A 9,166-nucleotide genomic window follows, 5' to 3' on the forward strand; every position below is an offset into this window, starting at 1 on the left:
TAGAGGTTGATATGCTGCACCGGCAGCGGCGGCAGGCTGCCACCATGGTCGATCAGCTCCTGATGGCCGGGCTGGGTGCCTTCCAGCAGCACACCCACGGCAAGATCGGCGCTGATGGTCGCCTCGACCGTGCGGTCGGATTCACTGTCTACGGCCATCTCCCAGGGGATGCCCGCCGTATCCAGCGCCGCCATGGCCACGCCCCGGAAAATACAGTTGCGGCAAAAGCCGATGCGCAACGGGCGTTGCCGCCAGGTATGGCCGTTGCGTGCCCCGATCCAGCGCAGCGGCATCTGGTGGATTGTCTCGCTGTCGGTGGCGGCCGCGCCTTCGGTGGTGACGATCAGATCATACTGGCCCTGGTCGAATTCGCTCTTGAGGTGCCGGGTGTTGGAGGTGGTGAGGTTCACCTTGACCCGCGGAAACTGTACATTGAACCGCTGCAACACCATCGGGATCACCGGATGCACCACATCATGCGGCACGCCGAGATGAACCTCGCCTTCAAACGCCTGGTCGGTGAGCCGGGTGATCACCTCGTCGTTGAGGCTGAGCATCTTGCGCGCAAACCCCAAGAGCTGCTCGCCCGAGGCCGTGAGGCCGATGTTGCGCCCGCTGCGGTCAAGGAGCGCCACGCCCAATGTCTCTTCCAGCCGCTTGAGCTGCATGGACACCGCCGATTGCGTGAGATGCAGAAAAGAGGCCGCGCGGGTGACGCCGCCGGTGTCGGCAACCGCGACGAATGATCGCAACGTGGTGATATCCAAATTCCGCATCATAACAATCCTTGATGTATTCATTCATAAACATTCGTTTGAAGAATGCATACCCGGATAGTACATCAACTTACGTGATGCATTCAAGGTCACCCATCACAAATTGATACAATCCAATCACGGAGCCCGGTCATGGCCAATAGTCTTTCTCAGAACAGCCCCCTTCGCACATCACGCCCATCCTTTGTCTCACGGCTGCGCAGCGCGCTCGCCCTGCGCCGCCAGCGCCGCGCCCTGCGCCAGCTTGACGAGACGCGGCTGAATGACATCGGGATTTCGCGCACGAAGGCACTGGAAGAAGCCCGCCGCCCCCTCTGGGATGCCCCTTGCAGCTGGCGGCGCTGAGGCGGCCGCGCCGTCGGCGCCAGCCATGAGCGAAACGGTTGGCAAAACGCCAACAAAAAAACATGCAGCCCAGGCAAATCTTTGCGCGCTTTGCGGGATCGAAGCCCTTGAACCCATGGTTACAAATACCGATATTCAACACAACTGGTGGTATCTGGCGACAGATCCGCCCGGGGAGAATATTGGGATGAATACGGAGACCATGACATATGGCACAGTTTGACACCATCCGATCTGCTGCTGGCGCGCGCAGCGCCGAGATCGACGCAGGGCTTCGCGCCCATATGAATAAAGTCTACGGCACCATGTCCGTAGGCACGCTGATCACCTTTGTTGCAGCCTGGGCGATTGCCGGTCTGGCGGTCACCTCTGACCCGTCCGGCGCCGTGGCGCAGATCAGCAATGACACCTACCTGACCCAGTTCGGCTATTCGATCTATGCCTCGCCCCTGAAATGGGTGATCATGTTCGCACCGCTGGCCTTCATCTTCTTCGGCTTTGGCGCCGCGATGAAGCGCCTCTCCGCCGCTGGCGTGCAGCTGGCCTTCTACGTCTTTGCGACGCTGATGGGCCTGTCGATTTCGTCGATCTTCCTGGTCTATACCGACACCAGCATCGCGCAGGTGTTCCTGGTGACCTCGATCGCCTTTGCCGGTCTCTCGCTCTGGGGCTACACCACCAAGAAGGACATCTCCGGCTGGGGCAGCTTCCTGATCATGGGCGTCTGGGGCCTGTTGGCGGCATCGCTGCTGAACTTCGTGCTGCCGATGTTCATCCAAGGCTATGACCCGAGCGCCATGCGCTTTGGCATCAGCCTGCTGGGCGTTCTGATCTTTGCCGGGCTGACCGCCTATGACACCCAGAAGATCAAGACCACCTATCTGCAAATGGCGCATTCCGGCGACCAGGAGTTTCTGGGCAAGGCTGCGATCATGGGCGCGCTGAGCCTCTATCTGGACTTCATCAACATGTTCATGTTCTTGCTCCAGCTTCTTGGCAACCGCGAATAAACGCAGAGTTCCAGACCAAAGACAGCCGGGGCGGATCACTCAGATCCGCCCCTTTTTTTTTGTTCACTGACGTCACCGGCCATTTGGGCCCAAACACGCCTGCCCTCCGTGCAGGCGATATAAAAACGTAACGAGGTTCATCACATGAAACTTTCCCTCCTTGATCCCGCCGAGGCCGCCTGCCTGTTGCCGCTGTTTCAGGACCTGCATGCGCTGCATGTGGCACATCACCCCGAACGCTACCCGGCGGAGCCCGATCCAGAGGCGATGGCAGAGTGGATGCAGGCATGGCTCGCAGAGCCGCAGAGCCACGCGCTGGTGGCCCGGAGCCCGCAGGAGGTGGTTATGGGCTATCTGGTCTATGAGATCGAGGAGCGCCGCGCCCTGCCCGTCCGCCCGGCCGAGACGCGCGCCACCGTGCAACATATCGCCGTCGCCGAGCCCTTTCGCCGCATGGGTGTCGGGCGCGCCCTGATGTCGGAGATGAAGCGCCGGGCGCTGGATCAGGGGGTGAGCGTGATCGCCACCACCTATGCGCCCTTCAACGCCGCCTCTGCCGGGTTGATGCGCAGCCATGGGCTGGAGCCGGTGCTGACCATGGCCGAATGGCGCAGAACGCCGCAGCCCGCCGCCTGACCGAGCGGCACGCAAGCTTAAGAAAAGGGGGCTGGAGTTCGGGCGAGCGCTAGGACGCGTCTCGGCTCCGGTGCTCGATCCAGTCCAGGATCATGTCCAGCGCTCCGGGCACATAGGCATGGCGGCCCTCCAGGATGAACCTCAGCTTTGCAAATTGCGACCAATCGCCGACCAACTGCCAGTTGTAAGCCTTGGATTTCAGCAGGCCATGTGTGGCCTCTGGCCAGATCATGGCCCGGGTGCGGTCATCCTGCGCGGCCAGCAGATCCGCGTAGATCGCCGCATCGCCCGTGGCATCCACGTTCAGATCCTCCGCCCCCCAAACGGCGAGCAGCGGCAGGTCGAGCTGCGCAAGCGCCTCGCGGGCATCTGCGCTGCGATTGCGCCGGATGAACTGCCAACGATCAAGCGACATACCCTCGGGGGCGTCACTGGCCTGCGCATCTGGCCCAAAGGCGCGGTCGTCGCGCTGGTGCTGCTCCGCCAGGACACGCGCAATCGCGCCTTGCTCCAGACCCTCGCGGGCCAGCCTGACACGCGTGTAATAGTCGCCCTGATCCTGCCAGGACACGGCAGGGCCGATAAGCACGAGGAAACCCGCATCCGCTGAGGTCAGACCCGGCAGCACCCATCCGGCCTGAGAGAACCCAACCGCGCCCAGGGCGATGCCGTCAAAACGCATGTCCAGAGCGTGAAGCGCGGCGCGGGTCTCCTTGCAGCGGTCGGCCATGGATTGATCCAGCCAGTTTCCCTCGGACGCGCCCACCCCGGGTTTGTCCCAGGCAGCCACCGCAATGCCGCGATCCAGAAAGGCGTGGATGAGGGGCGCATAGCCCCCGGCGGCGCTGCGATCCTGCGCCCCGTCGCCATGAACCAGCACCACCGCCGCCAGCGGCGCGGCGTTGGGCAGCCAGAGCGTGCCAGCAATGGCATGGCCGTCGGAGGCGAAATCAAAGCGCGTGCTGCGCCGCCAATCAAGGTCGTGTTCGGACAGTCGCCAGACCGCAAAAGCCACCGCCAGCAGCAGGGCAGCAATGGCACCAATACAAACCCTCATTGAAATCACCTTGCCGCCTCGCCATGTCCTGTCAGAGATAGGGAGAGGCCACAATGAATACAAACCGATCATCACTGCCGTTTCAGATCGAACCCGGCCTGCGGCCAGAGCACAGGACACGCGCCGCGCAGGGCTATTGGCAGGCGTTTTCGCGCAAGCTGCGCTATCCGCTTGGCCCCGAAACCAGGGCCATCGCCTTCATTGAACGGGCTCTGGACCCCACCCATGCGATCAGCGCCGTGTCCAGTGATGGGAGTTTTCTGGGCATCGCTGGCTATAAGTCGCCCAAAGGGGCCTTTGTCGGAGGGGAGTTCAAAGACCTTGTGGCCGTCTATGGCTGGCTCAGCGCGGCGTTCCGCGGTCTTTTGATCGGCACGTTGGAACGGGATTGCGTGCCGGAGACCTTGCTCATGGACGGAATTTTTGTGCAACCCGAGGCCCGTGGGCAGGGCGTTGGCAAGGCGCTGTTGCAGGCCATTGAGGCCCGCGCCGTGCAGTCGGGCCTCAATCGCATTCGGCTGGATGTGATCAACACCAACCCCAGAGCGCGCGCCCTCTATGAACGTGAGGGCTTCACCGCGAAATCGGTCACCTCGCTTGGTCCGCTAAGCATTGTATTTGGGTTTTCATCCGCAACCGAAATGACAAAATCTGTCAGCGTCTGAGATGATGTCTTGCCAGCCGCGCCAATGCGATGGCGACCAATTGTATAAATTCCATGAAGGGGCGTGGCCCCCTCATGGCGCCAGTCAGAGCAGGCCCACGCTGACCTGAGGCGGTGCCTCAAAGGCCGCCGCCGTATCTGCATTGCTGCTCACCACGCCGGTTGCCGGCAACAGCAGCAACAAAGCTGCCAATCCAAGAAGACTTTTCATGTCGCACCCATAACTCACACTCACACATGGGTCAAATCTGCTGTCAAATTGTGGCGGAAACATGCGCACTCCGTGGCGCAGCTTCGCAACTCCCGGTGATTTTTAAGCAAATTCAACGGGGAGCGGACTGGCAGATTCGGGCCAGCATTGGGCACGAAGAACATAGGTCACTCATACCGTAGGCCACGCATACCACAGGCCACGAAAAAGGGCCGCGCCACGGGCACGACCCTTTTTTAAATCACCGGATCCGCGAAAGATCCCGAAAGGCTTACTTGATTTTGCCTTCTTTGTACTCGACGTGCTTGCGCACAACCGGGTCGTACTTCCGTACGGTCATTTTCTCGGTCATGGTGCGAGCGTTCTTTTTGGTCACGTAGAAGTGGCCCGTGCCCGCGGTCGAGTTCAGGCGGATTTTGATGGTCGTCGGCTTCGCCATTTCTGCTTCTCCTGCGTCCGAAAAGGCAGGGGGCCTCTCGGGTCTAATTCCTATATGAGCGTGCGCTTTTACCTTCATCCGGGCGCGTGTCAATAGGATTCGCCCGGAATATCATCGCCGCCCGTTGAAATCGCACCAGATGGCGCGACGGGTATTTGCGCAGAGAGCCTGTAAGCCGGATCTTGTTCCCCCTGCCCCGAAGGGCAGGGTTCGATGACCATTCTTCTGGGACGCCCGTTGCCGGACGCCTCTAGCTGCCAACCCGGCCTCTCTCGGGTGAAACGACCCTAGCGGCGGTATCGGGTTGCCCCGACCGGCCCGCGCGGAGGCCCTATTTGGCATTGCTCCCGGTGGGGCTTGCCGTGCCACCCCTGTTGCCAGGGGCGCGGTGGGCTCTTACCCCACCGTTTCATCCTTACCCCGACATGCGGGGCGGTCTCATTTCTGTGGCGCTTTCCGTCAGGTTGCCCTGCCCGGGCGTTACCCGGCACCGTTGTTTCAGGGAGTCCGGACTTTCCTCGCGAGGGCTTGCACCCCCACGCGGCCATCCGGCTCTCTGCGCCCGATGTCCCTACGCGGCTGCTGACGAAGCGTCAAGATGAGGTTGCCGTGCGATGGGGGCTTTGCCCCTCTTGGCCTGCGGCCAATTCACCCCAGGATATTATTCGTTAGAAGAAGGCAAACAGGTCACGCCAGAAGCGGGGTCAGGTCCAGCGCACATAGTGGTCCCCGCCCCCAGGGGCGGTAGCGCAGGCGTACGGCCTCCAGGAGCGTGGAATCATCGACATCGGCGGTAAAGCCGCAGGCCCGGGCCGCCTCGCGAAAGCGCTGCGGCGTGGCGGCGGGGGCGACAGACGGCGCAGTGGCAGACCGCGCCAATCCGGCGCTGGACAGCCGCCGCCAGTCGAAGCGCGGCCCCGGGTCCCACTTGCGCCCCGGTGCCATATCGGAGTGGCCGATAACCCCCTCCCGCGGGATATCCCAGCGCTGCATGATCTGCGGCAAAAGCGCCTCCAGCATGCGCATCTGTGGCTCTGAGAACGGATGATCGCCGCGATTGTCCAACTCGATCCCGATCGAGCGGGAATTGATATCGGATTGCCCGCCCCATTCGCCGGCACCGGCATGCCAGGCGCGCATGTCCTCGTCGACCAGCTGCCAGAGGCTGCCGCTGTTGCTGATCAGATAATGCGCGGAGACCTCGAATTCGGAATCACAGAGCCGCTGCAACGCCGCCTCGGCGCTCTGCATCGCGGTGAAGTGCAGCACGATCAGATGCGGGCGCAGCCCATCCCGGCGCGGCCCGAAGTTCGGGCTCGGGTGCCAGATTGGGCATGACGCGCTCATAAGGCGCGCCTAATTGCCCTGCGCACGCACGGCGGCGCGGAAGGGGGCCGGATCCCAGCCGCAGGCGTAGCCGTCGCCATCCGGGTCCAGCGATTTGCGGTCGCGCTTGGGCCCGCCCATTTCCAGGAAATCGGTCTGGGCAAGATCGGCAGAGGCATATTCGGCGCAATGGCGCTGCGAGCGGGCCTGTAGGTTGATGCCAGCGCGACTATAGATCCGCTGCCCCTTGGGGTTGGATGTGGACAGCGCATAGCGCACGATATTCGGGGAAAGATCGTCCGGGCGATCCGGCACGTCGGTGGGGCTGACCACCTTGTACTGGGCGCGCTGCCGTTGCAAACGCTCGGCATCGCTTTCGATGGTTTGCCGGTTCGACACAGCCTCAAAGTCGTTTTCATCCGAGATACCCGGATTGCCGATCACCGCCGGTGCCGGGTTGCTCGGGCTGGCTTGCAGCGGTTCACGACCAGAATTCTGCCCGGTGGCCGCAAGCGCGGCGGCGGTCTCGCGGGCGATATCATCGCTGCTGGCGCCGCCGCTGGGTAGCGGATCCTGCCAGTTCGCTGTGGCGGAAGAGCCGCTCTCGTCCGCAAAGCGCCCGCCGGGCACCAGCGGGTCGCCATTCAGGGTCCGTCCCGCCTCGACCTCGGGCGGGGCATTGAAGGGGCTGGTCGCCTCTCCGATGCCCGCTGCGCTGTCGGGCACCTGCGGATCACAGGCCGCAAGCGCCAGGACACTCAAGGCCATCAAACTTCCCGAAAATCGCATCGGTCTCACCTGTCTGCTCCGTCTTGCTGTGACGGAGGGTTTACCACCACTGCGCCGGTTTGGCCACAAAACCAGCCGATTGCTCCAGCGCATAGGCGGTGTTCAGCAAATCGCCCTCTTCCCAGGGTTTGCCGATCAGTTGCAAGCCGAGCGGCAGCCCCTGCGCATCCAGCCCGGTGGGCACCGAAATCCCCGGCAGACCGGCGAGGTTCACAGTGACGGTGAAGACGTCATTGAGGTACATCTTGACCGGATCCGCGTCGGTCATCTCGCCCAGGCCAAAGGCGGCGGAGGGGGTCGCCGGGGTCAGGATCGCATCCACACCGGCGGCAAAGACATCCTCGAAATCCTTCTTGATCAGGGTGCGCACCTTGCGGGCGCGGTTGTAATAGGCGTCATAGAACCCTGCCGAGAGCACATAGGTGCCAACCATCACCCGGCGCTGCACCTCGTGGCCAAAGCCTTCGGCGCGGGTCTTTTCGTACATCTCGGTGATGCCGTCGCCCGCCTCGATGCTGGCGCGGTGGCCGTAGCGCACGCCATCATAGCGCGCGAGGTTCGAAGAGGCCTCGGCCGGGGCAATCACGTAATAGGCAGGCAGCGCGTATTTTGTATGCGGCAGCGAGATATCGACAATTTCGGCGCCTGCGGATTTGAGCATCTCACTGCCCTCATCCCAGAGCTTGGCGATCTCGGCGGGCATGCCCTCCATGCGGTATTCGCGCGGGATGCCGATCTTCTTGCCCTTGATGTCGCCGGTCAGCATCGCCTCGAAATTCGGCACCGCGAGGTCGGCAGAGGTCGAATCCTTGGCGTCATAACCGCACATGGCTTCCAGCATGATCGCCGCATCGCGCACCGATTTGGTCATCGGTCCGGCCTGATCCAGCGAGGAGGCAAAGGCCACGATGCCCCAGCGCGAGCAGCGCCCATAGGTGGGCTTGATGCCGACGGTGCCGGTAAAGGCCGCAGGCTGGCGGATCGAGCCACCTGTGTCGGTGCCGGTCGCGGCCAGGCAGAGATCTGCCGCAACCGCCGCAGCCGAACCACCGGAGGAGCCACCGGGTGTCAGCGCCGTCTCATCATTGCCGCGCCGCCAGGGGCTGATCGCTGCGCCATAAGCCGAGGTCTCGTTCGAGGAGCCCATGGCGAATTCATCCATGTTCAGCTTGCCAAGCATGACCGCGCCCGCGTCCTGCAATTTCTGCGATACGGTGCTTTCATATTCCGGCTTGAAGCCCTTGAGGATGTTCGAAGCCGCCTGGCTGTCGACGCCCTTGGTGCAAAAGAGATCCTTGATGCCGATCGGCAAGCCGCACATGGCGGGCGCGTCGCCCTCCGCAAGGCGGGCATCGGCTGCCTTGGCGCGCTCCAGCGCGATCTCGGGTGTTTTATGCACAAAAGCGTTGAGCGCACCGGCGCCCTCGATGGCCGTGAGGCAGCTTTGGGTGAGCTCGACCGAGGTGGTCTCGCCCTTGCGCAGCAGATCGCGGGCCTCAGCAAGGCCGAGTTTGTTCAGATCGGACATGATTTACTCCACAACCTTGGGCACGGCGAAAAAACCCTCGCGGGCGTCGGGGGCATTGGCCAGGACCTTTTCCTGCTGGTTGCCGTCGGTGACCTCGTCGACGCGGCGTTTCAGACGCTGCGGGGTGACGGAGGTCATCGGCTCGACGCCATCGACATCGACCTCATTGAGTTGCTCGATGAACCCGAGGATCGTGTTGAACTCCTCTGCCAGCGCGGGCAGAGCGTCCTCTTCGACCTTGATCCGGGCCAGTTTGGCCACTTTCGCGGCAGTGCTTTGGTCAATCGACATGGAAATCCTCATCTCGTCTTGTCCTCGCATTTACCGCCCGCGCCTGCCCGCCGCAAGCCTGCCTTGGGAATTCTGCCCGCTTCTTGACGATTTG

13 protein-coding genes and 1 other RNA gene are annotated in these 9,166 nt (G+C 62.7%); 5 read left to right on the plus strand and 9 right to left on the minus strand.

Annotated features, from left to right (window positions below):
* Nucleotides 1-776, minus strand: a 776-nt coding sequence (locus HCZ87_RS18025; protein ID WP_167646038.1) for a LysR family transcriptional regulator, incomplete at its 3' end; no start/stop codon positions are given.
* Between the two features lie 132 nt (nucleotides 777-908).
* On the opposite strand from HCZ87_RS18025, the gene HCZ87_RS18030 reads away from it, so the two are divergent.
* From HCZ87_RS18030 to HCZ87_RS18045, 4 genes are all read left to right on the plus strand, one after another.
* Nucleotides 909-1,121, plus strand: coding sequence for a DUF1127 domain-containing protein (locus HCZ87_RS18030; RefSeq protein ID WP_167646040.1), 213 nt, complete (start codon nucleotides 909-911; stop codon nucleotides 1,119-1,121).
* Nucleotides 1,122-1,146: 25 nt separating this feature from the next.
* Entirely contained in the window at nucleotides 1,147-1,344 is a 198-nt protein-coding gene (locus tag HCZ87_RS18035; RefSeq protein ID WP_167646042.1) for a hypothetical protein, read from the plus strand.
* On the plus strand, nucleotides 1,331-2,131 hold the full coding sequence (locus tag HCZ87_RS18040; protein ID WP_167646044.1) for a Bax inhibitor-1/YccA family protein: 801 nt from the start codon (nucleotides 1,331-1,333) through the stop codon (nucleotides 2,129-2,131). The genes HCZ87_RS18035 and HCZ87_RS18040 overlap by 14 nt, the downstream gene beginning before the upstream one ends.
* 144 nt (nucleotides 2,132-2,275) lie before the next feature.
* Nucleotides 2,276-2,767: a GNAT family N-acetyltransferase gene (locus tag HCZ87_RS18045; protein WP_167646046.1), complete on the plus strand. Its 492-nt coding sequence runs from the start codon at nucleotides 2,276-2,278 to the stop codon at nucleotides 2,765-2,767.
* 49 nt (nucleotides 2,768-2,816) lie between these two features.
* On the opposite strand, the gene HCZ87_RS18050 is transcribed toward HCZ87_RS18045, so the two are convergent.
* Entirely contained in the window at nucleotides 2,817-3,824 is a 1,008-nt protein-coding gene (locus HCZ87_RS18050; RefSeq protein WP_175582315.1) for a S9 family peptidase, read from the minus strand.
* Nucleotides 3,825-3,877: 53 nt separating this feature from the next.
* On the opposite strand from HCZ87_RS18050, the gene HCZ87_RS18055 reads away from it, so the two are divergent.
* Nucleotides 3,878-4,489 carry an N-acetyltransferase gene (locus tag HCZ87_RS18055; RefSeq protein WP_167646048.1) on the plus strand — a complete coding sequence of 204 codons (612 nt, stop codon included), beginning with the start codon at nucleotides 3,878-3,880 and terminating at the stop codon, nucleotides 4,487-4,489.
* Nucleotides 4,490-4,573: 84 nt separating this feature from the next.
* Here HCZ87_RS18055 and HCZ87_RS21235 read toward each other — a convergent pair whose 3' ends face one another.
* The 7 genes from HCZ87_RS21235 to gatC all read right to left on the minus strand — a co-directional run bounded on the left by HCZ87_RS21235 (nucleotide 4,574) and on the right by gatC (nucleotide 9,072).
* Nucleotides 4,574-4,699 (minus strand): hypothetical protein, encoded by a 126-nt coding sequence (locus HCZ87_RS21235; protein ID WP_303048860.1) that lies wholly within the window; start codon nucleotides 4,697-4,699, stop codon nucleotides 4,574-4,576.
* A 271-nt stretch (nucleotides 4,700-4,970) separates the two neighbouring features.
* Nucleotides 4,971-5,138, minus strand: coding sequence for a 50S ribosomal protein L33 (gene rpmG / locus HCZ87_RS18060; protein ID WP_007799108.1), 168 nt, complete (start codon nucleotides 5,136-5,138; stop codon nucleotides 4,971-4,973).
* Between the two features lie 155 nt (nucleotides 5,139-5,293).
* Nucleotides 5,294-5,698: RNase P RNA component class A (gene rnpB / locus HCZ87_RS18065), an RNA gene on the minus strand.
* A 127-nt stretch (nucleotides 5,699-5,825) separates the two neighbouring features.
* Nucleotides 5,826-6,485 (minus strand): N-acetylmuramoyl-L-alanine amidase, encoded by a 660-nt coding sequence (locus HCZ87_RS18070; RefSeq protein ID WP_167646050.1) that lies wholly within the window; start codon nucleotides 6,483-6,485, stop codon nucleotides 5,826-5,828.
* Between the two features lie 9 nt (nucleotides 6,486-6,494).
* A complete protein-coding gene (locus HCZ87_RS18075; protein ID WP_167646052.1) occupies nucleotides 6,495-7,253 on the minus strand; it encodes a hypothetical protein in 759 nt (252 codons plus the stop codon).
* Between the two features lie 40 nt (nucleotides 7,254-7,293).
* Nucleotides 7,294-8,781 carry an Asp-tRNA(Asn)/Glu-tRNA(Gln) amidotransferase subunit GatA gene (gene gatA, locus HCZ87_RS18080; protein ID WP_167646054.1) on the minus strand — a complete coding sequence of 496 codons (1,488 nt, stop codon included), beginning with the start codon at nucleotides 8,779-8,781 and terminating at the stop codon, nucleotides 7,294-7,296.
* Between the two features lie 3 nt (nucleotides 8,782-8,784).
* A complete protein-coding gene (gene gatC, locus HCZ87_RS18085) occupies nucleotides 8,785-9,072 on the minus strand; it encodes an Asp-tRNA(Asn)/Glu-tRNA(Gln) amidotransferase subunit GatC (protein ID WP_167646056.1) in 288 nt (95 codons plus the stop codon).
* Nucleotides 9,073-9,166 lie beyond the last annotated feature (94 nt).

Origin of the sequence: Phaeobacter sp. HF9A (assembly GCF_011806385.1) — a bacterium.
Lineage (GTDB): Bacteria > Pseudomonadota > Alphaproteobacteria > Rhodobacterales > Rhodobacteraceae > Epibacterium.